The following is a 22907-nucleotide window of genomic DNA, read 5'->3' as shown; positions in this document are numbered from 1 at the left end:
CACACTGAGAACTTATGGAAAACCTGGGGCTGGGCAAGGTCTTGCTCGTTGAAGACGACGAAAAACTCGCGGGGCTGATCGCGCACTTCCTGGAGCAGCATGGCTTCGAGGTGCGCGTGGAGCACCGGGGCGATGAGGCCCTTGCAGCGTTCCTGGCGTTCAAGCCGAAGATCGTCGTGCTGGACCTGATGCTGCCTGGCCAGAGTGGCCTGCATGTGTGCCGTGGGATCCGCACGGTGTCTGACACGCCGATTGTGATCCTCACGGCCAAGGAAGATGACCTGGACCACATCCTGGGCCTGGAGTCCGGTGCCGACGATTATGTGATCAAGCCGATCAAGCCGCCCGTGCTGCTGGCGCGCCTGCGTGCCCTGCAACGGCGCCAGGCCCCGGAGCCGACGGTGCGCGGTGCCCTGGCGTTCGGGCGGTTGGCCATCGATCGCAGTTGCCGGGGGGTCAGCCTGGGGGATGACAAGATCGATCTGACCACCATGGAATTCGAGCTGTTATGGCTGCTGGCCAGCAACTCAGGCACGATCCTGTCCCGCGATGACATCCTCAACCGCATGCGCGGTATCGCGTTCGACGGCCTCAACCGTAGCGTCGACGTGTACATCAGCAAACTGCGCAGCAAGCTCAACGACAACCCCCGTGAACCGGTGTGCATCAAGACCATCTGGGGCAAGGGCTACCTGTTCAACCCGTTCGCGTGGGAGGCTTAAATGCTGCGGCTGTTTCTGCGCCTGTATGTGATCCTGGCCCTCGGTCTGGCGGGGGCGATCTGGCTGGTCAACTACACCTTCGACGAGCTGCTGCCCGAAGCCAACGAAACCTATAACCGCGAAGCCTTGCGCGGCCCGGCGTATGCCCTGGTAGAGCAACTGCGTCCGCTCGGCGCCGACCAACGCCAGGCCCGGCTGGCCGAGTTGCAGCCCCATTATGGGCTGCACTTGAAATTGGTCCAGAAGGACACCCAGGCGCTCACCGAGCGCGAGACACAACTGCTGGCCGCTGACTTGCTGGTGGTGCGCGGTGATTTCATGGAGTTCCTCGCCAGCATTGACGGTGGCCCGCAGTTGCTGGAAATCAAACTGCCGGAAGAGCCCAAGTGGCTCTACCTGTGGGCCTATGGTTTTCTCGGGGTGTGCCTGGCGATCGTGCTGTATTTCTGGGTGCGCCCGCACTGGCGCGACCTGGAGCATATTCGCCTGGCCGCACAACGCTTCGGTGACAACGACCTCGGTTCACGCATCCTGCTGCCGCGCCGTTCCACCGTGCGCGAGCTGGCGGGGCACTTCAATCAGATGGCCGAACGCATTGAAAGCCTGATCGCCAACCAGCGCGAACTGACCAACGCCGTGTCCCACGAGCTGCGCACGCCGATTGCGCGCCTGTCGTTCGAACTCGACCAGCTCAAGCAACAAATCGACCCGCGTCTGCGCGGCGAACTGATCTCCGACATGTATGCCGACCTGGGCGAGCTGGAAGAAATGGTCTCCGAACTGCTCACCTACGCCAGCCTGGAGCGCGGCGCCACCCAGGTCACCCGCGAGCGCATCGAGGCCCACAGCTGGCTCGACAGTGTGATCGGCAGCGTGGCGCTGGAGGCCGAAGCCGCCGGTATCCAGTTGTCGTTGCGCACCTGCGAAGTGGACTACATCCAGATCGAACCGCGTTTTATGGCGCGGGCGGTGATCAACTTGCTGCGCAATGCCATTCGGTATGCCGAGCGGCGTGTGGAAGTGTCGCTGGTCAAGTTCGGCAGCGGCTATGAAGTGCGGGTGTGTGACGACGGCCCTGGTGTGCCGGAGGAAGGCCGCTCGAAGATCTTCCAGCCCTTCATGCGCCTGGACGACAGCCGCGACCGTCGTACCGGTGGCTTCGGCCTGGGCCTGGCACTGGTGCAGCGGGTATCGCAGTGGCACGGCGGCCAGGTGCAAGTGCAGGATTCGGAATGGGGCGGCGCGTCGTTCCGGATGACCTGGGCCTACGCCGAATAGCGCTTTTACATTCAATGGAGATCAAGTGTGGGAGGGGGCTTGCCCCCGATAGCGATATGGACTGATGCACCGCCATCGGGGGCAAGTCCCCTCCCACCTATCCAATCAGAACGTGTATTCCAGCACGCCCATCACCGACGTCTGCAAGCGCCGCTCCACAATCGGACTCTTGCCCGCTTCATCCGCCAGGTACTGCACATCCAGCAAGGTCGAGAACTCGGTGTGCTCGCTGATCGGCAGGCTCCAGGCCAAGTTCAGGCCATTGCTGATATTGCCGGCACCGGCCTTGTAGGCCTTGAAGCGGCTGCGCGCGGCTTGGCCGGTGGTGACGCCGTACCAGGTCTGCATATAGTCCCGGTCGCCAAAGTGGCTGTTGATGCTGGCATCGACGGAGCCATAACGCCCCTCGTACAGCGTGGTGCCCAGACTCAATTCCAGATGGGTGAACGCCTTGCCGCTGTCCTTGTGGTCATCTTCCTTGAGGGCATGTTCCAGGGTCGCGCCGACAATGGCGCCGCCGAGATTGTAGTGGGCACTCACGCCCAGTTGCGGGCGTGACTTGATTTCGCCCATGCCCTTGAGGCGCTTGGAGCCCAAGTGCAGGGATTCGTTCTTGTCCTTGCGCGATGCGCTGGCGCCGACATACGCACTGAAACTCAAGGCGTTGCCTTCGTAGCCCCAGCCCAGGCCCTTGTCGGTATCGAGGAAAATTCCCCAGGGGCTGACAATGGCGCCGCCGAACACCGGGGCAGTCATGCGCTCGTCACTGCCGCTGTAGCGCGGCAGATTGGCCACGCCGGCTTTGAGGCTGTAGGTCCAGTCCTCGGCCAGTGCAGCGTCGGCGCCTGCCAGCAAACACAACGAGGTGAGGGACAGGCAGAGGTTTTTGGGGTTCATCAGGGTTTTCATGTCGGTCAGAAACTCAAGGGTGGATGGGTACGTTTGAAGGAGTAGCCCGAGGCGCTCAGGCCGTTGACCTGGCGGCTGACGGTGTCGCCCAGGCCATAGCCGTTGCCGGCGAGCACGGCATGGGCGTTGTCCACGGGCAGCAGGATGTAGTCGGTCAGCGGCTCGTCGTGCAGTTGGCCGCGAATCACCAGGAAACCTTCTTCCAGGCGCACGCTGATGCCGCTCAACGGCGCATCGGGCTCGTGGGTGTTGAGCACTTGGTAGGTGCCGACGGTGTCGGCCCAGGCCATGGGCAAGGGTGGCGGGTCGATGCGTTCGCCGATGGCGATGCGCTGGCCGTGGCTGCGCGCGGTGAGCATCTGCCGGCCCTGCACGGTGATCACATCCAACTGCACGCGGCCGAGTTCGCCGAGGTCCTTGAGCCAGAACCCCAGGACTTTCTTCTGCGCGCGCAGCCAGCCGTGGTCGTCACGCAGCAGCTCGAAGTCGTAGCCGGCCAGTTCGCCACGCAGCCGACCGGCGTCGTCCCGGATGCGGAACACGCCCCAGGCGGTGGCGTAAAACCCGGACAGGCGCTGGCGGTCGACGGCGGCCGGCACCTGGCGCAGCTTGAGCCCGTGACGGGGCGCCTGGCAATCTTCGCTGCACACCGGCTCGCCGGTCTGCGCCTGGAGCATCAGGCGCAGGGTGTCGGTGGCCAACGTGGCAACCAGGTCTTCGGCGTTGCTGTCATTGGCCATGATGATCACCGCCAGTTGCTGGTCTGGCAGCACGGTCAACTGCGCGGCGAAATCATCGCCGCCACCGCTGTGCTGATAGGTGCGCACCCCAGGCCCGACCGGCTCGTCACCGCACGGTGCGAGAAACCAGGCCAGGCCGATCCGGCAATCGAAGTCCAGGGCGTTGCCGGTGTTTTGCTGGGTGAACATGTCATTGATGGAGCGCTGGTTCATCACCCGGTTGCCCTTGTACAGACCCTCGGCGAACAGCATCTGCACGTAATGGCTGAGGTCCTTGGGGCTGGCCCATAAGCCGCCGGCCGCCAGGTCGCGCACCTGCGCGTCGGTGCTGGCGATACCGTCCTGATAGCCCTGGGCGCGATAGCTCACCTGTGCGGCGGTGCCGATAAAACTCGCCTGGTTCATCTCTAGCGGCTTGAGCAGGCTGTGTTGCAATTGGGCCTCGAACGCTCTGCCGCTGCTGCGCTCGATCGCCGCGCCGACCAGTGCATAACCCAGGTTGGAATAGGCCACCTGGGTGCCGGGCGGTGTGCTCAGCCAGACGCCGGACAGGCGCATTGGCATCTGCCCCATGGCGTAGCTGTTGCGCAGGTCGCGCAGGTGCTCGCTGGGCAGGCCGGATTGATGGCTGAGCAGGCGGCGCAAGGTGATGTCGCTGTCGGCGGCCTGCTGGTCGGTGTGGAAACGCGAGCGCACATAGAACTCGCGCAACGTCTGTTGGATCGGTGCATCCAGCGCCAGCCGCTGCTGTTCAACCAGTTGCAGGGCGGCGCTGGCGGTGAGCAGCTTGGAGATCGCACCGGCGCGAAACGCCGTGTTCGGCGTCACCGGCACGCCCAGTGTTTTGTCGGCCAAGCCGAACCCACGGGCCCAGATCAACTCCTGGCCATTGACCAGGGCAATCGACAAACCGGGCACGTTGGCGTGGGCCATGTCCCGAGGGATGCGGGTTTGCAGGTAGCGGATGATCGCGCTGTAGTCGCCCTTGGGGATCGGCGGCGGGGCAGAGGCTTGCCCATGGCAGCCGATGCTGCCCAGCAGGCAACCGAGCAATGGAATACCGCGCAATGTGCGAAGCATGAAGAGCACCCGGCAGGTGGTTTGGATGCTCGAATGCTAGGGAGGCCACACCCGGAGGTCTTTGGCAGCTTTGTCGAGAAACTGTCAAAGAGTGTTAACGCACCAGCCCATGAGCACGGCTGACTCCTTACAAGAACATGTAACAACGCTTTGCTATTACCTTGGCCTCAGGCAAGATTCAGCGCTTTGGTTTCAGGGAAGACGCCCATGATTGCTCAGTTGCAAAGCGCTGCCGCGCAAATCCGCCACGCTGTACGTGCCGCAACCGAAGGCTTGGTGGGGCGCGAGCAATTGGCCGAACTGATCGTGCTGGCGGCGGTGGCCCAGGAACATATCCTGGTGATCGGGCCACCCGGCACCGCCAAGAGCGCAGTGGTGCGGCGCGTCGCGCAGTCCATGGGCGGGCGCTATTTCGAGTACCTGCTCGGGCGCTTCACCGAACCGTCCGAACTGTTTGGCGCGGTCGACCTGAAAAAGCTGCGCGAAGGCACGGTGGAAACCGATGTCAGCGGCATGCTGCCGGAAGCCGACATCGTGTTTCTCGACGAAGTCTTCCTGGGCTCCACCGCGATCCTCAATACCTTGCTCGGCGTACTCAACGAGCGGCGTTTCCGCCGTGGCCATACCCAGGTGCAATGCCCGCTGCGGGTGTGCGTCGGCGCGGCCAACGGCCTGCCGGACGATGACGCGCTGGCGGCCTTTGGTGACCGTTTCCTGTTGCACCTGTTTGTCGAGTCGGTGCCGGACAACCAATTGGAGGCGATGTTGGCCGGTGGCTGGCAGTCGGAGCAGCGCCCGGTGCAGCAGTTACTCGGGCTAGCGCAACTGGACACCCTCGGCCAGGCCTTGAAACACGTCGACTTGAGCGTCGTGCGCCCGGCACTGGCCCAGGCCATTCGCCGTTTGCGCGAAGCCGGTATCCAGCTGTCCGACCGGCGTATTGTCAAATCCCAACGCCTGATCGCCGCTGCCGCGTTGCTCGGCGGCCGCCTCGAAGCCAGCGACGCTGACTTGTGGCCGCTGCTTTACGTGTTGCCAACCCAGGCTACCCAGCAACACGGTCGTGAAGTGCTGCGCGACTTGTTTGCCGCCTCCAGCAACAGCCATCTGTTCAGCGCGGTGGAAGAGGCCACGTTGCAGCCGATGTCACGCTTGAATCGCCTGCTGGAAACCGCCGAAGACTATCTCGCCCGCAGCGAACCGCCGACCAGTACGGCGCTCGAAGGGTTGTTGCGCGAAATTGATGCGAACTTCAACAGCCAGACGATGCCCGAGCCGTTGCAGCAGGCACGGGGGCAACTCACACGTTTGCTGACACCTGCCGAATGAGTGCGTTGACCCATTCTTGGCGCTGGCGCTCACGCCAGGCACCCGCCGAGGCGCAAGCCGCCGTGGCCTGGGGTGATGCGGCACGCCGGATGCTCAGGCGCCTGGCGCTGCTGGAGGCTGGACTCGCCGCGCGTCTGCACGCCACGGCCAACGGTGAGGTGCTGGTGGTGACGGGCTCGACGGCTGATCTGCCGTGGGTCGACGGCGTGGCTTACGCGGCCCCCAGCGCCAGCGCGCCACACCTCTGGTTGCCGACCAGTTGGGAGCCGGATGTGCCCCAGGACCTGTTGGGCCAGGCCTTTTCAGCACGCTTCAAGCGTTCGCCACTGCTGGTGTGGCATGAGCCTGCGGCCGTGGTCCCGCTGGACCGCTTGCTGGCTGTTTCGCCCGCCCTTGTGCAACGTATCGCTGATTATTGGGGAGTCACCCATGCAACTGCCTGAGTCGCTGCAACCCTGGCGGCACTGGCTGGAATGGTTTGCCCCGGAACAGTTACCCGTGTTCGCCGACCTGCTGGGCCGCCTCAACCCCCTGTTGGGACCGCTGCGAGGCCTGCACCAGGGCGGTGTGCCGGAGCCCGACGGCCTGGGCGACCTACACCGGCGCGGCCCCTATGAGCGGCTGCTGTCCAGCGAATGGCTGCTGGCCGATGAAGTGCCCGATGAGTTCCTGCGCCGGGCGGTCGGCGGCGAGCATATGTTCCTCGCGCCACAGTACCGCGCCCAGGCGGCGAACCGCCTGATCGTGGTGTTGTTCGACGCCGGTCCCCTGCAACTGGGCGCCGCGCGCCTGGTACACCTGGCACTGCTGATATTGCTGGCGCGGCGAGCCGAGGAGGCGGGGGCGCAATTGCGCTGGGGCATTCTGCAGGGCACGTCGGTGTTGCATGAGCTGGACTCGTCGGCGCAACTCAAGCGCTTGCTCGAAGCCCGCACCTATGAGGTGGTGAGCGACACCCATTGGCTGGCTTGGCGTGACGCCCTGGCCGAACATCGGGTGGGAGAGTGCTGGGTGGTCGGCCAGCGCTTGCCGCCTACCGATTCCAAGACCTGCACCCACCGCGTGCAGATTGCGCGCAACCTGGACGGACGCAGTCTGTCTTTTGCCTTGCAGTCACGACGCGTGTCGCTGCCCATGCCCGACGAGCAACAATCGGTGCGCCTGCTCAAGGGCCAGTTCGAAAACGCCGCGCATACCCCGGCGCCCACCGCCAGCGGGCGGGTGGCGCGGGTGGCTTTGACATTGCCACCGGTCATCTCCGGCTCAGGCAACTATGTCGCCCTGCGCCTGCTCGACGAACATGGCATGGCGGTGATCAAGCTGCCGCACAAAAACCAGAAAAAAGCCCTGGAGGTGCGCCGTCGCCTGTGGGGCAAGCACCAGCATGTGTTTGCCGCCGCGTTTAATTATCGCAGCCTCGGTGCGGTGCTCGGTGATGGCCAGATCCTGACCTTCTGGAATATCCCCGGCCTTGTTTCCTCCAACAAGCCTGCACGCGAAGAGCTGCACTTGCCACCGGGCACCGCGACCTTGCTGCCCGCGGTGTGGCTGCGCGGCCAACAAGCGGAACGCCTGTATGTGCTCGATACAAATGGTCAACTCGCCCACTGGCAGCGTCCCGGTCATGGACCGAGGGGCGCGTTTTTCTCGGTGACCAACAATGTCATAGGCTTGGCGCAGCTGGATGCCTTGTCGTTGGTCTACGCCCGCAGCGAGGCCGGGCAACTGGTGGCGTACCCCGCAACAGCCTCCGGTGTCCGCAGTTCCGGCTATGCGGTCGGTGCAGCGGCCGGGGTTAGCCAGGTACTGTTCGCCAGCACCGCCCACTGGAAGTACACCTTTGGCGGGTGCGCATTACTCACTCACCATGATGGCCGCCAGAGTTGGCGCCTGGTGACCCACGACAGCTTCCCCGCGAAAAGGGCGCAGATCGATTTGGCGCCGGGCTGGAGTGCTATCGGCCTGCATCACCACGTGGCCGCGCAGGAGTGCTATGCACTGGTACTGCTGGGCCCGAACCAGCACACCGTCGGCCTGTACTCGGAAGGCCTGCAACAGACGCTGTTCACCACCTCCGCACCGATTGCCCGTGCGAGCTTCTGTCCCATGAGCGGGCTGGTGGCGGTGCTGACCACCGCCCGGGAACTACTGGTGTTCAACGTCACCGAGCGCGACATGCGTCTGCAAGTCATGTGCGACCTGAAACAAGAGCCTGCCGATGCATGAGCACGAACCCCTGCTGATCCGCCGACCGCTGCTGACCGGCCACCAGTCCATCGACGGTGTGTGGTTGCCTGCTGACCGCTTCACCACGCAGGAGCGGGCTCGCCTGATCCTCGGACACTGGCGCACGGGTGCCGCTGCCTACCGTTTTGCCGACGGAGATGTGTTGCAGTTCAGCGCGCCCGTCGCACTGGATTGCCAGACCCTTGCCGGCTGGCCGCTGGTCCGCCAGGGGCGTGGGTTGTGTTCGGCACGGCTGACCGCTGACGAGCTGCGTGCTTTACCCACCGCCGACTTGTGGCTGGTGCGCGGCAGCCAGGTTCACGCCTTGCAGCTGCGCGACGCCGAGGTCCTTGAACCTGGGTTGTGGCTGGAGATCAGTGCCTACACCTTACTCGATACCTTCGATTGTCATGCGCCGGTTGTGCCGCTGCTGCCCGTGCCGGACATCACCGATGTGCGTGAGATCCTTGGCGGCTTGGCGCCGGTCAGTCCCGAGCAGGAAGGCGTGATCCGCGCATTGCTGGAGCGCCAACTGCCAGCGCCGAAAGCAGCGCCTCCCAAGGCGGCCCAGCCATGGGCCAGTGAGGCGCCCGCGCAGTACCCAGCGTTGAAACTGGGCGCTACCCTGGCGTTGGTCGCCGGGTTGATCTGGATGGCCATTCACAGCCAATCCCAACCCTTGACGCCGATTCCTGCTTCGACCACTGAAGACATCAGCCGCGTGATCCTGGGTATGTTGCTAGGCGCAACGGTGTTCACTGCCTTGTTGATGGGCATCAACAAATACCTGCGTCGAGGCGTGCGGCCCGTCGGCGCCGTGCCTTCAGCACCGGCTGATCCGGGCATCGCCGAGCGGGCCAGACCGGCTCGGTATAAACCCTCCGCCTGGCGCCGTTGGCTGACCCGTCTGACCGAGCGTTCAAAATTGTCCAGGCTCTACGGCAAACGCCAGGCCGCCTACATGCAGCGCATGCTGGAGATGTTCGAGGACGGTGATTTTGCCGAAGCCTTGCGCCATGCCATTCCTCTGGGAGGCCAGGAACCGGAGGCTGAACAGAACTTCGGCACGCCGCAGCGGCGCGAGGACCTGACCCTCAGCCAGCAGAGCGGGCCAGGCCGCGCCTATCACTTCGAACAAAGCCTGACCGAGCACCTGCGCGAGGTCTATCGCCGCTCCTACGAGCGCCTGGCCCGGGAAAACCGGATCGAAGAAGCGGTATTTGTCCTCGCCGAACTGCTCAAGGAGCGGCAGGAAGCCCTCGACTACCTGGAAAAACACGCACGTTACCAACAGGCTGCCGACCTGGCCCTGGCCTGGGACATGCCGTCAGCGGTCATCGTGCGCTTGCTGTGCCTGGCCGAGAACTGGCAGCGTGCCTTATTGGTGGCACGGCGTGACGATGCGTTTGCCGATGCCGTGGTGTTGCTCCAGGCCAGGCAGCCGCAGATTGCCGAGCGTTTGCGCCTGGAGTGGGCCGAATCGCTGATCGCCAAGGGCCTGTGGCTGCAAGCCGTCGAGGTGGTGTGGAGCCTGCCGGATGAGCGCCCGCGCGCGGCGCAATGGTTGCTGGATGCCGAAGCGGCCGGTGGGCGGCTGGCGATGGGCGCCTTGGTCAAACGCGCGATTCTGCTGCCGCAGACCCTGGAAGCTTATGGGCCGTGGATCGAACAGTTGCGTGACGATCCCGACCGATACGCCGAGCGTGATGCCCTGGCGCACGCCCTGTTGGCGCACAAATCCGATGCCGCTGCCCTGAGTTGGCTGGCCGGTGCCACCGTGCACGCGGTGATCGCCGACCAACTCATTGGTCGCGGCGGGCTGAACTTCAATCAGCTGCAAGCGCTGGTCAAGATGAGCCGCGATAAATTATTGCAGGCGGACTTGCCTGGCCAGGCCCTCAAGCGGCCTGCCATGCGCTCGTTGGTACGGGTGGGCGACGCGCTGGAGTGGACCGCCCCGACCCAGGGCAGCCGACCGATATACGACGCGGTGGCGCTGGATGACGAGCGTTACCTGGTGGCGCTGGGCGAGGCCGGTGCGATGGTGACGGATGCCAGCGGCCAGCCACTGTTCCACTTCGCCGTGCCGGCCCAGCGGATTGTCCTGGCACACAGTCGGCAGATGGCGCTGGTGCTGGCCCGGCGTGACCGGGTGTGGCGCATCAGCAAGCTCGACCTGGTCAACCGTACCGCCACCGATCTGGGCGTGCAGGTGTTGGATGTATTCGCCGAGCAGTTTGACGGCAGCGCCTGGACCCTCGGTCACGACCGGCAACTGCGCGTGGTGGACGTGGACCGCAACTTTCAGACCCTGTGGCATGTCAGCGACTTGCCGGGCGCGCTGCGCGCGCTCAAGAGCAACGAACATAATGAATTCCTCTGGCTCTACAACCCGCGCGAGGGTGTCGAACGCTGGCACTATCGCTTGCCTGAGCGTCGCTTGGCCGGGCGCGATCCGGCATCCGCGCAGTCGGAGGAGAGCCACGCGCTGTACTGTGCACTCGACCAAACCATCGAGTACGGGATCAGGTGTCGCGATGACGAAGAGCCGACGCTGATCCTGGATGTCAATGGCAACCGCAAGGGGTATCGCATGCCGGGCTGTGACGAAGGTTTCTTCGACGGCGACCCGGTGCGCGTTGCCCTCGACGCGCAGTGGTTGGTGTTCGGCTATATCGCTGGTGAACGCGACACGCGCTGGCACTTTATCCATCGCGCCAGTGACCACCTGTGTGCGGTGCTGCACTGGCCTCGTTACGAAGTGAACATCCGTCGCACCGAGGACGGCTGGCTGTTATTCGATGACCAGGGGCGTTTGAGCCATGTCACCGTGGACGGTGCGCGTCTGCGTAACCTCAGCTTGCACTGACCGAGTCCGGCATCAACGTGGCAATCAACGCCCGAATGGTGCCGGGCAGCGCCTCCAGCTCCCGCACCAGGATGCTGCGCTCGCGGATTGCCCACGGCTCATCCAGCTTCACCGCCACCAGTTGCATGGTGCGGCTGTGGCGTACAGCGGCGGACTCGGGAATGATGCCGATGCCCACGCCGGCTTCGACCATGCGGCAGATCGCCTCGAAACTCGACACCTGGATGCGCAGCGACAAGTGTTTGCCCAGTCGCTCGACATGTTCACGCAAGAAGCTCAGCAAGGTGCTGCCTTCATGCAGGCCGATGTGCTGGTAGGCGAGGGTCTGTTCCAGGGTGACTGAGGTTTGTTGCGCCAGTGCATGCCCCACCGGCACCATCAGCACCAGTTTATCCGTGCTGAAGTGCAGCACCTGCAACCCCGAGGCTTCCACGGGGCCGGCGATGATGCCCATGTCGCTGGTGCCATCCAGAACACCACGCACGATGTCGCGGGACAGGCGCTCTTGCAGGTCCACCGTTACGCCAGGGCGCTGGGACAGGAAGCCCGCCAGCACCTCTGGCAAGAATTCGGTGACCGCCGTGGTGTTGGCAAAAATGCGGATATGCCCGGCCGAATCCACGCCGTATTGGGTGAACTCGCTTTTCAGGTAATCCACCTGGCGCATGATCAACCGCGCATGGTGCAGAAGGCGCTCCCCGGCCGGGGTGATCTCCACGCCACGGCTGTCGCGGTACAGCAGGCGGGTGTCGAGTTGGCCTTCGAGGGCCTTGATCCGCGCACTGGCGGCGGCCGGCGAGAGGAACGCGCGCTTGGCGCCCTGGGTCAGGCTGGGGGATTCGGCGATGTGGATAAACAGGCGCAGGTCGGCCAGATCGAAGTGCATGCAAGACTCCCGGGACAGGATGGCGGCGTTCAGCATAACCGAACGCTGGTTTATTGAAATGCAAATTCCCGGAACGGGTGCGTCCTTGCATGATCCGGGGCAGACACTCACTGCCCGAGGACCTGCACCCGATGAGCGCCACCGATTGGATCGGCCGAAGCGAAACCGCCCACGACCACCTCAGCCATAACCTGCTCAAGCGTATTGCCGCTACCTTCGGCGAAGCCGTGCCCGAAGACGGCGCAGACATCCCGCCGCTGTGGCAGTGGTGTTTCTTCCAGGACCCACTGCCGGAAACCGCCCTGGGCACTGACGGTCATCCGGCCCGTGGCGGCTTCCTGCCGCCAGCCGACAATCGCAATCGCATGTGGGCCGGTGGGCGCATCGAGTTCCTGCATGCCCTGCGTGCCGGTGAGGCGGCGACCCGGGTGTCGACCATCACCCAGGTCGAAGAAAAGACCGGCCGCACTGGCGCGCTGCTGTTCGTCACCGTGCGCCACGACTACTCCCAGCAAGGCCGCCTGGCGATCCGCGAGGAACAGGACATCGTCTACCGCGAACCCACGCCGCCCAAATCGGGCAGCGGCGAGGCGCTGGAGCAGGGCGAGTGGTCCGAAACCGTCGACCCCACGCCGACCCTGCTGTTTCGCTACAGCGCGGTGACCTTCAACGGCCACCGCATTCACTACGACTACCCCTATGTCACCGGCACCGAAGGCTATTCGGGGTTGGTGGTGCACGGGCCGCTGATCGCCACCCTGGGCCTGCGTGCGTTCTGCCGCGCCCGTCCCGACGCCACCTTGCGCCGGTTTGCCTATCGCGGTGTGCGCCCATTGATCGCGCCGCAACCTTTTGAAGTAGGCGGGCGCGTCACCGAGACCGGCGTAGCCCAACTGTGGGCCGGCAATACCGATGGCCTGGCGCAGCAAGCCCAGGTGCATTTCGAATAATCCAAGAACAACAGGCGGAGAGCCGCAGATGAACCCGAATGACAACGAAGAACTCAATGCCATCCGCGACGGCGTGCGCGCCTTGTGCGCTGAATTCGATGCCGCTTACTGGCGCCGGATCGATGAAGAGAAGGGCTTCCCCGAAGCCTTCGTCAAGGCGCTGACCGACGCCGGCTGGCTGTCGGCGATGATCCCCGAAGAATACGGCGGTTCCGGTCTGGGCCTGGCCGAAGCTTCGGTAATCCTTGAAGAAGTGAACCGCTGCGGCGGCAACTCCGGCACCGTGCACGGCCAGATGTACAACATGTTCACCCTGTTGCGGCACGGCAGCGAAGCGCAGAAACGCTTCTACCTGCCCAAGCTGGCCAGCGGCGAATTGCGCCTGCAATCGATGGGCGTGACCGAGCCCACCACCGGCACCGATACCACCAGGATCAAGACCACCGCGATCAAGCGTGGCGACAAGTACGTGATCAACGGCCAGAAGGTGTGGATCTCGCGGATCCAGCATTCCGACCTGATGATCCTGCTGGCGCGCACCACGCCGTTGGCCGAGGTGAAGAAGAAATCCGAAGGCATGTCGATCTTCCTGGTGGACCTGCGCGAAGCCATCGGCAACGGCCTGACCGTGCAGCCCATCGCCAATATGGTCAACCACGAGACCAACGAGCTGTTCTTCGACAACCTGGAGTTGCCGCTGGACAGCCTGATCGGCGAAGAGGGCAAGGGTTTCAAATACATCCTCGACGGCCTCAACGCCGAACGCACGCTGATCGCCGCCGAATGCATCGGCGACGGCCGCTGGTTTATCGAAAAAGCCTGCGCGTATGCCCGTGACCGCGTGGTGTTTGGCCGGCCCATCGGGCAGAACCAGGGCGTGCAATTCCCGATTGCCGAAGCGCATATCGAGATCGAAGCGGCTGACCTGATGCGCTGGCGTGCCTGCGAGGAATACGACAGCGGCAAGCATGCCGGCGCCAGCGCCAACATGGCCAAGTACCTGGCAGCCAAGGCGTCCTGGGAGGCGGCCAATGCCTGCCTGCAAACCCACGGCGGTTTCGGCTTTGCCTGCGAGTACGACGTGGAGCGCAAATTCCGCGAGACGCGCCTGTACCAGGTGGCGCCGATCTCCACCAACCTGATCCTGTCCTATGTGGCCGAGCACTTGCTCGAACTGCCACGCAGCTTCTGAGGGCCCGACCATGAGCCATACCCAAGCCTTGTGTCGCTTCCTGGCAGACCTGCACTACGCACAGTTGCCCGAAAACGTCCTGGCGCGCACCGAAGACCTGTACCTGGACTGGCTGGCCTCGGCGCTGGCGAGCAAGGGCGCGCATCCGATTCCATTGTTCGAGCGTTATGCGCAGAAGATGGGGCCGAGCAGCGGCCCGGCGCAAGTGATCGTCAATGGCGCCAGCAGCAGCGCCTACTTCGCCGCGTTGGTCAACGGTGCTTCGTCGCACCTGGTGGAGCAGGATGACCTGCACAACAGCTCCGTGTTGCACCCGGCCACCGTGGTGTTTCCGGCTGCCCTGGCCGCCGCCCAGGACCTGGGCAAATCCGGCCGCGACTTGCTGCTGGCCTCGGTGGCCGGCTACGAGGCTGGTATCCGTATCGGCGAATTCATGGGGCGCTCCCATTACCGCATCTTCCACACCACGGCCACCGTCGGCACGTTGGCGGCGGCGGTCGCGGTGGGCAAGCTGCTGGATTTCAACCAGGAACAATTCATCAACCTGCTCGGCAGCGCGGGCACCCAGGCCGCCGGCTTGTGGGAGTTCCTGCGCGATGCCGCCGACTCCAAACAACTGCACACCGCCAAGGCGGCAGCGGATGGGTTGCTCGCCGCATACCTGACGGCGGATGGGCTGACGGGGGCGCGTAATATCCTGGAAGGTGACCAGGGCTTGGCGGCGGGCATGTCCAGCGATGCCGAGCCGAGCAAGTTGTCCGCCGGCCTTGGCAGTCGCTGGGCGCTGCTGGAAACCTCGTTCAAGTTCCACGCCTCGTGCCGCCATACCCATCCGGCCGCCGATGCGCTGCTGGACCTGATGCAACGCGAACGTCTCGCCGCCGCCGATATTGCCCGCGTCGAAACCCGCGTGCATCAAGGCGCGATCGATGTGCTGGGGCGCGTGAACGTACCGACCAGCGTGCACCAGGCCAAGTTCTCCATGGGCACCGTGCTGGGCTTGATTGGCGTGCATGGCAAGGCCGGTCTCACCGAGTTCCATGAGCTGGCATTGACCGATCCAGCCGTCTCGGCTTTTCGCGACAAGGTCAGCATGACCCTCGACCCCGAAGTCGACGGCGCCTACCCGCAACGCTGGCTCGGCCGCGTCACCGTCACCACGGTGGAGGGTCGCACGCTGCACGGTGCTATCGACGAGCCCAAGGGCGACCCGGGCAACACCCTGAGCCGCGCGGAACTGGCGGATAAATTCCAGCGGCTGAGCCAGTTCAGCGGCGCCCGCACACCGGCCCAGGCCAACGCCCTGATCGAGAAGGTCTGGGATTTGCGCAACGCCACGTCCATGGCCCACTGGCTCTGAGGAACTGTCATGACTAACCCGAGACCGCTGGACGGCATCACCGTTGTCAGCCTGGAACATGCGATTGCCGCGCCATTCTGCACACGCCAGTTGGCAGACCTGGGCGCCCGCGTGATCAAGATCGAACGCCCCGGCGCCGGCGACTTTGCCCGTGGCTACGACGAGCGCGTGCGCGGCCTGGCCTCGCATTTCGTGTGGACCAACCGTTCCAAGGAAAGCCTGACCCTGGACCTCAAGCAGGACGAGGCAGGCGATATCCTCGGCACCCTGCTGGCCGATGCCGATGTGCTGGTGCAGAACCTGGCGCCCGGCGCGGCGGCGCGCATGGGCCTGTCGTTCGAGGCGCTGCACGAGCGTTTCCCACGGTTGATCGTCTGCGATATTTCCGGCTACGGCGAGGGCGGGCCGTACGAGAAAAAGAAGGCCTACGACCTGCTGATCCAGAGCGAAGGCGGTTTTCTCTCGGTGACCGGTGGCCCTGGCGACGACCAGATGGCCAAGGCTGGTTGTTCCATCGCCGACATCTCGGCAGGCATGTACGCCTACAGCGGCATCCTCTCGGCGCTGCTGCTGCGCGGCAAGACCGGCAAGGGCAGTCGCATCGACGTGAGCATGCTGGAAAGCCTGGTGGAGTGGATGGGCTACCCGATGTATTACGCCTTCGACGGCGCACCGCAGCCACCGCGTGCCGGCGCTGCGCACTCAACGATCTACCCCTATGGGCCGTTCCCCACTGGCGATGGTGGCACCGTCATGCTGGGGTTGCAGAACGAGCGCGAATGGGCGGCGTTTTGCGACAAGGTGCTGCTCACGCCTGAACTGGCGGCGGACGAGCGTTTCAGCGCCAACTTCAAGCGCTCGGCCAACCGTGAAGTGTTGCGCCAGATCATCGTCGACCGCTTTGCGCAATTGGATGCGGAAGCGGTGATCCAGCGCCTGGAGGAGGCGCAGATCGCCAGCGCCCGGGTCAACGATATGCAAGGCGTGTGGGACCACCCGCAACTCAAGGCGCGCGACAGCTGGCGTGAAGTCGACAGCCCGGCCGGTCCGCTGCCGTCGCTGTTGCCGCCGGCCCGCAATGCCGCGTTCACCCCACGCATGGACGGCGTTCCGGCATTGGGTCAACACAGCCAGGACATTCTCGATCAGCTCGGTTACTCCGGCGATGCCATCGACAGCCTGCGCGCGCGCGGCGTTATCTGAATAAGGAATTGTGTCATGCCAAAGCCATTGGTGCGTTCGGCGTTGTTTGTACCCGGTAGCCGACCGGAACGATTTTCCAAAGCCCTGGCCAGTGGGGCCGATGCGGTGATCGTGGATTTCGAGGACGCGGTGGAAGAGCCGCTCAAGCGCCAGGCGCGGGATAACCTCGGGGTGTTTTTGACGGCGAACCCCGCTGCCCAGGTGTGGGTGCGCATCAATGCGCCGGAACATGCCGAGCATTTTGAGGATGTGGCGTTCTGCAAGGCCCATGCGAATGTGGCGGGGGTGTTGCTGCCCAAGGTTGAAAGTGCCGCGCAGGTGGCGGTGGTTGCCGCCACCGGCAAAGTGATCTGGCCGATTATCGAAAGCGCCCGTGGCTTGTTGGCTGTGGCCGAGATCGCCCATGCGCCGCAGGTGCAGCGCCTGTCGTTTGGTGGGCTGGACCTGGCGCTGGACCTGAACCTGAGCAGCAACTCCCCGGCTGCGCAGTTCGCCCTGGACCAGGCGCGCCTGGCGCTGATCGTACACTCCCGCGCCGCCGGGTTGGTCGCGCCGTTGGACGGCGTCCACCCGGCCATCGATGACCCGGAGGGCCTGCGCCGTTCGATCCGGCATGCCTATGAAATGGGCTTTGCCGGGGCGTTGTGTATCCATCCCAAGCAGGTGGCCGTGATCCATGAAGCGCTCGCACCGAGCGCCGCAGACCTGGCCTGGGCGCAGCGGGTGGTGGACGCCGGCACCCATGGGGCAGGGGCCTACCAGATCGATGGGCAGATGGTGGATGCGCCGGTGTTGCTGCGTGCACAAAGGTTGTTGGCGGCCCAGGCGCAGCGTTCGGCCACTCCGAACGCAGGTATCTAAAATTCGAAATTCACTACACGCGTCACATCAGGCACCTTGCCTTACAACACAACAATAAAAAGGTAATTTTCCATGCTCAAGCTCTCCCGGGCGCTGCTGTGCGCCGCCACCTTGTTTGCCGCAGGCCTGGCTCAGGCGGCGGACCCGATCGTGATCAAGTTCGCCCATGTGGTGGCCGAAAACACCCCCAAAGGCCAGGGCGCGCTGTTGTTCAAGAAGCTCGCCGAAGAGCGTCTGCCCGGTAAGGTGAAGGTCGAGGTATACCCGAACTCGTCGCTGTTCGGCGATGGCAAGGAGATGGAAGCGCTGCTGCTGGGCGACGTGCAGATGCTGGCGCCGTCCCTGGCAAAGTTCGAGCAATACACCAAGCAGGTGCAGATCTATGACCTGCCGTTCCTGTTCAATGACCTGGCTGCTGTCGACCGTTTCCAGGCGGCCCAGGGCAAGGAACTGCTGACCTCGATGCAGGACAAGAACATCCTCGGCCTGGCCTATTGGCACAACGGCCTAAAGCAATTGTCGGCCAACAAAGCGCTGCATGAGCCCAAGGATGCCCGTGGCCTGAAGTTCCGCGTACAGGCCTCCAGCGTGCTGGAAGAGCAGTTCAAGGCGATCCGCGCCAACCCGCGCAAGATGAGCTTCGCCGAGGTGTACCAAGGCCTGCAGACCGGCACGGTCAACGGCACCGAGAACACCTGGTCGAACTATGAAAGCCAGAAGGTCAACGAGGTGCAGAAGTTCTTCACCGAGTCCAATCATGGCCTGATCGACTACATGGTGATCACCAACGCCAAGTTCTGGAACGGCCTGCCACCGGACATCCGCAGCACCCTGGAGCAGATCATGGTCGAGGTCACCGTCGAGGTGAACAAGCAGGCCGAGGCGCTGAACCAGTCGGCCAGGCAGAAGATTGTCGACGCCAAGACCAGCGAAATCATCGAATTGACCCCGGAGCAACGCCAGCTGTGGCGCGAAGCCATGCGCCCGGTGTGGCAGAAGTTCGAAGGTGAGATCGGGGCTGATCTGATCAAGGCCGCGGACGCCTCCAATCGGTAACCCCCAATGTGGGAGGGGGCAAGCCCCCTCCCACATATCGATATCTCATTTGCTTTCGCGAGGTTTTGCCATGCAAACGCTAAGGCGCGTCTGGGAGCACCTGGAGGAAGGTTTCATTGCCTTCCTGCTGGCAGCCATGACCCTGGTGACATTCGTCTACGTCATGCTCAACAACATCTACACGCTGTTCTTTGCCCTGTCGGACAAGTGGGCCTTCAGCAGCACCTTCTTCGCCGCCCTGGGCGACCACACCATGACCTGGGCCCAGGACATGACCTGGAGCGTGGCGCTGACCAAGGCCATGTTTGGCTGGCTGATTTTCTTCGGTATTTCCTACGGCGTGCGCACCGCTGGCCATCTGGGCGTGGACGCCCTGGTCAAGCTGACCAAGCGCCCGGTGCAACGCGTGCTCGGGATGTTCGCCTGCCTGTGCTGCCTGGCCTATGCCGGGCTGTTCATGATCGCCAGCTACAAATGGGTGAGTGCGGTGATGACCGCCCATATCGGCGCCGAAGACCTCGACCAGTACGGCATCGACGTCGGTGACATCGTGATCATCGTGCCCATCGGTTTTGCCATGGTGTTTATCCGCTACCTGGAAATTTTCTACCGCATCCTTACCCACCGTCAGGTCGGGCTGGGTTTGGCCGACGAGGCCGGTGAGGCCAGCAAATTGGCCGGCAGTCATGAGGAGCGTCACTGATGGCCGTGCTCTGTCTGTTTCTGTTGTTGTTTGTGTTCATGTTCCTCGGCGTGCCCATCGCGATTTCCCTGGGCCTGTCCGGTGCGGTGTCGATCCTGATGTTCAGCCAGGACTCGGTGAGTTCCCTGGCGATCAAGCTATTCGAGACCTCCGACGCCTACACCTTCCTGGCGATCCCGTTCTTCCTGTTGTCCGGGGCGTTCATGACCACCGGCGGGGTGGCGCAGCGGCTGATCGACTTTGCCAACGCCTGTGTCGGGCATATTCGTGGCGGCCTGGCGATTGCGGCGGTGTTGGCGTGCATGCTGTTTGCGGCGCTGTCCGGTTCGTCACCGGCGACGGTGGCGGCGGTGGGGTCGATTGCCGTGGCGGGCATGGTGCGTTCCGGTTACCCGAAGGCGTTCGGTGCGGGGATCATCTGTAACGCCGGCACCCTGGGCATCCTGATCCCGCCGTCGATTGTGATGGTGGTGTATTCGGCGGCGACTGAAACCTCGGTCGGCAAGCTGTTCATGGCAGGGGTAATTCCAGGGCTGTTGCTGGGCCTGATGCTGATGATCGCCATCTACATCGTCGCACGCATCAAGAAGCTGCCGGCCCAGCCCCGGGCGACGTTCCGCGAATGGCTGACCTGCGCACGCCGCGCCTTCTGGGGCCTGTTGCTGCTGGTGATCATCCTCGGCGGCATCTACAGCGGCATGTTCACCCCGACCGAAGCGGCCGCAGTGGCGGCGGTATACTCGGCGTTCGTGGCGTTGTTCGTCTACAAGGACATGAAGCTGCGCGACTGTCCCAAAGTGCTGCTGGAGTCCGGGCGCCTGGCAATCATGCTGATGTTCATCATTGCCAACGCCATGCTGTTTGCCCATGTGCTGACCACCGAACAGATCCCCCAGGAAATCACCGCGTGGGTGATCTCCGAAGGGCTGACGCCGATTGGCTTCCTGATCATGGTCAACGTAGTGCTGCTGGTAGCGGGCAGCTTCATGGAGCCGTCGGCCATTGTGCTGATCCTGGCGCCGATCTTCTTCCCGATTGCCATGAAGCTGGGCATCGACCCGATCCACCTGGGGATCGTGATGGTGGTGAACATGGAGATCGGCCTGGTGCACCCGCCGGTGGGGCTGAACCTGTTCGTGACCTCGGCGGTGACCGGGTTGACCCTGGGGCAGACCATCCGCGCGGCGATGCCGTGGCTGATGATTCTGTTGGTGTTCCTGATCATGGTCACGTACTTGCCGTTCATTTCGCTGGCGCTGCCGCATTGGCTCGGTATGTAACCCAACGTGCAGGAGCCGGCTTGCCGGTTCCTGCGGGGCGTGTGCATCAGTGGTCCAGCGCACTCAGGATCGCATGGGCCACTTTCACCCGTTCGGCATTCGGGTAGTTCTTGTTGGCCAGAATCACCACCCCCATGTCCTTGCTCGGCACATAGGCCACATAGGCACCGAACCCACGGGTCGAGCCGGTCTTGTTGTACAGCACGTTGGCCGGCTGCGCCTGGGCCGGGGCCAACCATTTCACCGTGTGCGGCTCCATGGCCATCGGTGTGGAGTTGCCCTCCATCAGCGCTTGCAGCGTGATCGGGTAGGGGTAGTACTCCCAGCCCAGGCCCTGGGTCATGCCGTTCACCGTGTAGTAACCGGTGTGGGTGGTGGCGATGGCCTGTTGCAGCGGTTTCTCCAGGGTTTGCGGGTGCATGTTCAGCATCACGTACTGCGCCAGATCCTGCGTGCTGGTCTTGATGCCATAGGCTTCGCTGTCCAGCGCGCCGGGGCCGACGCGCACGGGTTTCTGGTCCTTGTCGTAGCCTTGGGCGTAGGTAGGGATTTTGTCTGCCGGCACGCTGACATGGGTGTTCGTCAGGCCCAGCTTGGGCAGCAGGGTTTTCTCCATGGCGACGTTGAACGGCTGGCCCAGGCTTTGCGCACTGAGGTAGCCGAACAGGCCAATGCTGGGGTTGGAATACAGACGCTGTGCGCCTGGGGCGTAAGTGGGTTTCCAGTGCTGGAAATAATTGAGCATGGTGCCGGCACTGTCGGCGGCATCTGGAAACTGCAGCGGCAGGCCGCCAGGGGTGTAGGTGGCCAATTGCAGCAGGCTGATGCGGTCGAAGGCACTGCCCTTAAGCGCGGCCAAATACTGGCTGGCCATGTCCGACAGTTTCAGCTTGCCGCTTGCCGCAGCGTAGCCGCCGAGGGTGGCAGTGAAGGTCTTGCTCACCGAGCCGATCTCGAACAGCGTGTCTTCGGTCACGCGCTGTTGTTTGTCTTTGTTGGCGACGCCGTAGTTAAAGTATTGCACCTTGCCCTTGTTCACCACCGCCACCGACAGGCCGGCGATGCCTTGCTGCTGCATCAGGGGTTCGACGCTGCTGTCTACGACCTGGCGCAGGTCGGTGGCGGCCATGCAGGTGCCGGAGCTGATAAATAAGGCTGAAATCAGGAAATTTCTAACGTTGGAATTCATGGTTATTCGCTTCCATGTAAATGATGCACTGACGATCGGGGCCTGCGCAGGCGTGGCAAATCTAGTCAGGTTCGGTTCCTTCGACAAACGATGATATCTTGCAGCTGCCATTAGAAAATCTAGGGTAGGACATGCTGCGTTCCCATTTGCCCCTCAACGCCCTGCGCGCGTTCGAGGCGTCGGCCCGCCATTTGAGCTTTACCCGGGCGGCCATCGAGTTGTGTGTGACCCAGGCTGCGGTCAGCCATCAGGTGAAAAGCCTGGAGGCGCAACTGAATGTCACCTTGTTCAAACGCCTGCCACGAGGGCTGATGCTGACGCGCGAAGGTGAAACCCTGCTGCCGGTGTTGCGCGAGTCCTTCGACCGCATTGCTCACACCCTCGGCCAATTTGAAGGCGGGCATTACCGCGAGGTCCTCACCGTCGGTGCGGTCGGCACGTTCGCGGTCGGCTGGTTGCTGCCACGCCTGGCGGATTTTCAGCAGCGCTACCCGTTTATCGACCTGCGCCTGTCGACCCACAACAACCGTGTCGACGTGGCCGCCGAAGGCCTGGATTACGCCGTCCGTTTCGGCGCCGGCGCCTGGCACGGTACGGATGCCTGCGAACTGCTGGAGGCCCCGCTTACCGTACTCTGCATACCGCAACTGGCCGAACAGTTGCACGCACCGGCCGACCTCTTGAAACACACCTTGCTGCGGTCCTACCGCGCCGATGAGTGGAACCTGTGGTTCCAGGCCGCCGGTTTGCCCGCCGATACCCTGCTGCCGCGCAGCATTGTGTTCGATTCTTCGCTGGCGATGATGGAGGCGGCCTTGCAAGGCCTCGGCGTGGCCTTGGCGCCGGCGATGATGTTTGCGCGGCAACTGGAGAGCGATGTGATTCGCCAGCCGTTCGATGTCGGCATCACCACCGGCAGTTACTGGTTGACGCGCTTGCAGTCGCGGGCCGAGACGGCGGCGATGCTGGCGTTCAAAGGCTGGTTGCGGGACATGGCTGCGGAAGATTGAAACGCTTTTTTTGAAACATAATGAAACATTTGTCGAGGGCCAGCGCTCTACCGCAACACCTGCA

At 63.6% G+C, this 22907-nt stretch carries 19 protein-coding genes; 15 read left to right on the top strand and 4 right to left on the bottom strand.

Annotated elements, in window-relative coordinates:
* Positions 1–14: 14 nt before the first annotated feature.
* Together LUU92_RS15505 and LUU92_RS15500 are read left to right on the top strand one after the other, a co-directional pair.
* Positions 15–722 (top strand): winged helix-turn-helix domain-containing protein, encoded by a 708-nt coding sequence (locus tag LUU92_RS15505; RefSeq protein ID WP_071487930.1) that lies wholly within the window; start codon positions 15–17, stop codon positions 720–722.
* Positions 723–2000 carry an ATP-binding protein gene (locus LUU92_RS15500; RefSeq protein ID WP_222539580.1) on the top strand — a complete coding sequence of 426 codons (1278 nt, stop codon included), beginning with the start codon at positions 723–725 and terminating at the stop codon, positions 1998–2000.
* A gap of 105 nt (positions 2001–2105) precedes the next feature.
* Here LUU92_RS15500 and LUU92_RS15495 read toward each other — a convergent pair whose 3' ends face one another.
* Both LUU92_RS15495 and LUU92_RS15490 read right to left on the bottom strand, forming a co-directional pair.
* On the bottom strand, positions 2106–2897 hold the full coding sequence (locus LUU92_RS15495) for a MipA/OmpV family protein (protein WP_257102238.1): 792 nt from the start codon (positions 2895–2897) through the stop codon (positions 2106–2108).
* A 17-nt stretch (positions 2898–2914) separates the two neighbouring features.
* The gene (locus LUU92_RS15490) at positions 2915–4729 is read right to left on the bottom strand and encodes a serine hydrolase domain-containing protein (protein ID WP_257102237.1); all 1815 of its coding nucleotides are present in this window, start codon (positions 4727–4729) and stop codon (positions 2915–2917) included.
* A 207-nt stretch (positions 4730–4936) separates the two neighbouring features.
* Between LUU92_RS15490 and LUU92_RS15485 the strand changes: the two genes are divergently transcribed.
* From LUU92_RS15485 to LUU92_RS15470, 4 genes are read left to right on the top strand one after another with little or no spacing between them, the layout of a single operon-like run.
* Positions 4937–6058 (top strand): AAA family ATPase, encoded by a 1122-nt coding sequence (locus LUU92_RS15485; RefSeq protein ID WP_071487927.1) that lies wholly within the window; start codon positions 4937–4939, stop codon positions 6056–6058.
* Complete coding sequence (locus LUU92_RS15480) at positions 6055–6501, top strand: bpX5 domain-containing protein (RefSeq protein ID WP_083351457.1); 447 nt, start codon at positions 6055–6057, stop codon at positions 6499–6501. Before LUU92_RS15485 ends, LUU92_RS15480 begins: the two co-directional genes overlap by 4 nt.
* A complete protein-coding gene (locus LUU92_RS15475) occupies positions 6488–8284 on the top strand; it encodes a hypothetical protein (RefSeq protein WP_071487926.1) in 1797 nt (598 codons plus the stop codon). Before LUU92_RS15480 ends, LUU92_RS15475 begins: the two co-directional genes overlap by 14 nt.
* Entirely contained in the window at positions 8277–11153 is a 2877-nt protein-coding gene (locus tag LUU92_RS15470; RefSeq protein ID WP_257102236.1) for a bpX6 domain-containing protein, read from the top strand. The genes LUU92_RS15475 and LUU92_RS15470 overlap by 8 nt, the downstream gene beginning before the upstream one ends.
* Here LUU92_RS15470 and LUU92_RS15465 read toward each other — a convergent pair.
* On the bottom strand, positions 11140–12039 hold the full coding sequence (locus LUU92_RS15465; protein ID WP_071487924.1) for a LysR family transcriptional regulator: 900 nt from the start codon (positions 12037–12039) through the stop codon (positions 11140–11142). The genes LUU92_RS15470 and LUU92_RS15465 overlap by 14 nt on opposite strands.
* Before the next feature lie 131 nt (positions 12040–12170).
* Between LUU92_RS15465 and LUU92_RS15460 the strand changes: the two genes are divergently transcribed.
* From LUU92_RS15460 to dctM, 8 genes are all read left to right on the top strand, one after another.
* Positions 12171–12989, top strand: a complete 819-nt coding sequence (locus LUU92_RS15460; protein ID WP_257102235.1) for an HTD2 family dehydratase — start codon at positions 12171–12173, stop codon at positions 12987–12989.
* Between the two features lie 28 nt (positions 12990–13017).
* Positions 13018–14181 (top strand): acyl-CoA dehydrogenase family protein, encoded by a 1164-nt coding sequence (locus LUU92_RS15455; RefSeq protein WP_257102234.1) that lies wholly within the window; start codon positions 13018–13020, stop codon positions 14179–14181.
* A 10-nt stretch (positions 14182–14191) separates the two neighbouring features.
* Positions 14192–15541 carry an MmgE/PrpD family protein gene (locus tag LUU92_RS15450; protein ID WP_257102233.1) on the top strand — a complete coding sequence of 450 codons (1350 nt, stop codon included), beginning with the start codon at positions 14192–14194 and terminating at the stop codon, positions 15539–15541.
* A gap of 9 nt (positions 15542–15550) precedes the next feature.
* A complete protein-coding gene (locus LUU92_RS15445) occupies positions 15551–16744 on the top strand; it encodes a CaiB/BaiF CoA transferase family protein (RefSeq protein ID WP_071487921.1) in 1194 nt (397 codons plus the stop codon).
* Between the two features lie 15 nt (positions 16745–16759).
* Positions 16760–17605 carry an HpcH/HpaI aldolase/citrate lyase family protein gene (locus tag LUU92_RS15440; RefSeq protein ID WP_257102232.1) on the top strand — a complete coding sequence of 282 codons (846 nt, stop codon included), beginning with the start codon at positions 16760–16762 and terminating at the stop codon, positions 17603–17605.
* A gap of 72 nt (positions 17606–17677) precedes the next feature.
* A complete protein-coding gene (locus LUU92_RS15435; protein WP_071487919.1) occupies positions 17678–18661 on the top strand; it encodes a TRAP transporter substrate-binding protein in 984 nt (327 codons plus the stop codon).
* Positions 18662–18731: 70 nt separating this feature from the next.
* Complete coding sequence (locus LUU92_RS15430; protein WP_071487918.1) at positions 18732–19364, top strand: TRAP transporter small permease; 633 nt, start codon at positions 18732–18734, stop codon at positions 19362–19364.
* Positions 19364–20644, top strand: a complete 1281-nt coding sequence (gene dctM, locus LUU92_RS15425) for a C4-dicarboxylate TRAP transporter large permease protein DctM (protein WP_071487917.1) — start codon at positions 19364–19366, stop codon at positions 20642–20644. Before LUU92_RS15430 ends, dctM begins: the two co-directional genes overlap by 1 nt.
* A 46-nt stretch (positions 20645–20690) precedes the next feature.
* Here dctM and ampC read toward each other — a convergent pair whose 3' ends face one another.
* On the bottom strand, positions 20691–21833 hold the full coding sequence (gene ampC, locus LUU92_RS15420; protein ID WP_071487916.1) for a class C beta-lactamase: 1143 nt from the start codon (positions 21831–21833) through the stop codon (positions 20691–20693).
* Positions 21834–21964: 131 nt separating this feature from the next.
* Between ampC and LUU92_RS15415 the strand changes: the two genes are divergently transcribed.
* Entirely contained in the window at positions 21965–22843 is an 879-nt protein-coding gene (locus LUU92_RS15415; protein WP_071487915.1) for a LysR family transcriptional regulator, read from the top strand.
* The last annotated feature ends 64 nt before the right edge of the window (positions 22844–22907 follow it).

It is taken from the genome of Pseudomonas extremorientalis (assembly GCF_024584605.1).
GTDB lineage: Bacteria > Pseudomonadota > Gammaproteobacteria > Pseudomonadales > Pseudomonadaceae > Aquipseudomonas > Aquipseudomonas extremorientalis.
Note: the sequence above shows the minus strand (reverse complement) of the source record. Positions and strands in the feature narration are given on the sequence as shown.

What these genes read in the sequence shown, in the direction of transcription:
- LUU92_RS15505 (WP_071487930.1), top strand. Translation starts at nt 15, where the DNA reads ATGGAAAACCTGGGGCTGGGCAAGGTCTTGCTCGTTGAAGACGACGAA.
- LUU92_RS15500 (WP_222539580.1), top strand. Translation starts at nt 723, where the DNA reads ATGCTGCGGCTGTTTCTGCGCCTGTATGTGATCCTGGCCCTCGGTCTG.
- LUU92_RS15495 (WP_257102238.1), bottom strand. Translation starts at nt 2,897, where the DNA reads ATGAACCCCAAAAACCTCTGCCTGTCCCTCACCTCGTTGTGTTTGCTG.
- LUU92_RS15490 (WP_257102237.1), bottom strand. Translation starts at nt 4,729, where the DNA reads ATGCTTCGCACATTGCGCGGTATTCCATTGCTCGGTTGCCTGCTGGGC.
- LUU92_RS15485 (WP_071487927.1), top strand. Translation starts at nt 4,937, where the DNA reads ATGATTGCTCAGTTGCAAAGCGCTGCCGCGCAAATCCGCCACGCTGTA.
- LUU92_RS15480 (WP_083351457.1), top strand. Translation starts at nt 6,055, where the DNA reads ATGAGTGCGTTGACCCATTCTTGGCGCTGGCGCTCACGCCAGGCACCC.
- LUU92_RS15475 (WP_071487926.1), top strand. Translation starts at nt 6,488, where the DNA reads ATGCAACTGCCTGAGTCGCTGCAACCCTGGCGGCACTGGCTGGAATGG.
- LUU92_RS15470 (WP_257102236.1), top strand. Translation starts at nt 8,277, where the DNA reads ATGCATGAGCACGAACCCCTGCTGATCCGCCGACCGCTGCTGACCGGC.
- LUU92_RS15465 (WP_071487924.1), bottom strand. Translation starts at nt 12,039, where the DNA reads ATGCACTTCGATCTGGCCGACCTGCGCCTGTTTATCCACATCGCCGAA.
- LUU92_RS15460 (WP_257102235.1), top strand. Translation starts at nt 12,171, where the DNA reads ATGAGCGCCACCGATTGGATCGGCCGAAGCGAAACCGCCCACGACCAC.
- LUU92_RS15455 (WP_257102234.1), top strand. Translation starts at nt 13,018, where the DNA reads ATGAACCCGAATGACAACGAAGAACTCAATGCCATCCGCGACGGCGTG.
- LUU92_RS15450 (WP_257102233.1), top strand. Translation starts at nt 14,192, where the DNA reads ATGAGCCATACCCAAGCCTTGTGTCGCTTCCTGGCAGACCTGCACTAC.
- LUU92_RS15445 (WP_071487921.1), top strand. Translation starts at nt 15,551, where the DNA reads ATGACTAACCCGAGACCGCTGGACGGCATCACCGTTGTCAGCCTGGAA.
- LUU92_RS15440 (WP_257102232.1), top strand. Translation starts at nt 16,760, where the DNA reads ATGCCAAAGCCATTGGTGCGTTCGGCGTTGTTTGTACCCGGTAGCCGA.
- LUU92_RS15435 (WP_071487919.1), top strand. Translation starts at nt 17,678, where the DNA reads ATGCTCAAGCTCTCCCGGGCGCTGCTGTGCGCCGCCACCTTGTTTGCC.
- LUU92_RS15430 (WP_071487918.1), top strand. Translation starts at nt 18,732, where the DNA reads ATGCAAACGCTAAGGCGCGTCTGGGAGCACCTGGAGGAAGGTTTCATT.
- dctM (WP_071487917.1), top strand. Translation starts at nt 19,364, where the DNA reads ATGGCCGTGCTCTGTCTGTTTCTGTTGTTGTTTGTGTTCATGTTCCTC.
- ampC (WP_071487916.1), bottom strand. Translation starts at nt 21,833, where the DNA reads ATGAATTCCAACGTTAGAAATTTCCTGATTTCAGCCTTATTTATCAGC.
- LUU92_RS15415 (WP_071487915.1), top strand. Translation starts at nt 21,965, where the DNA reads ATGCTGCGTTCCCATTTGCCCCTCAACGCCCTGCGCGCGTTCGAGGCG.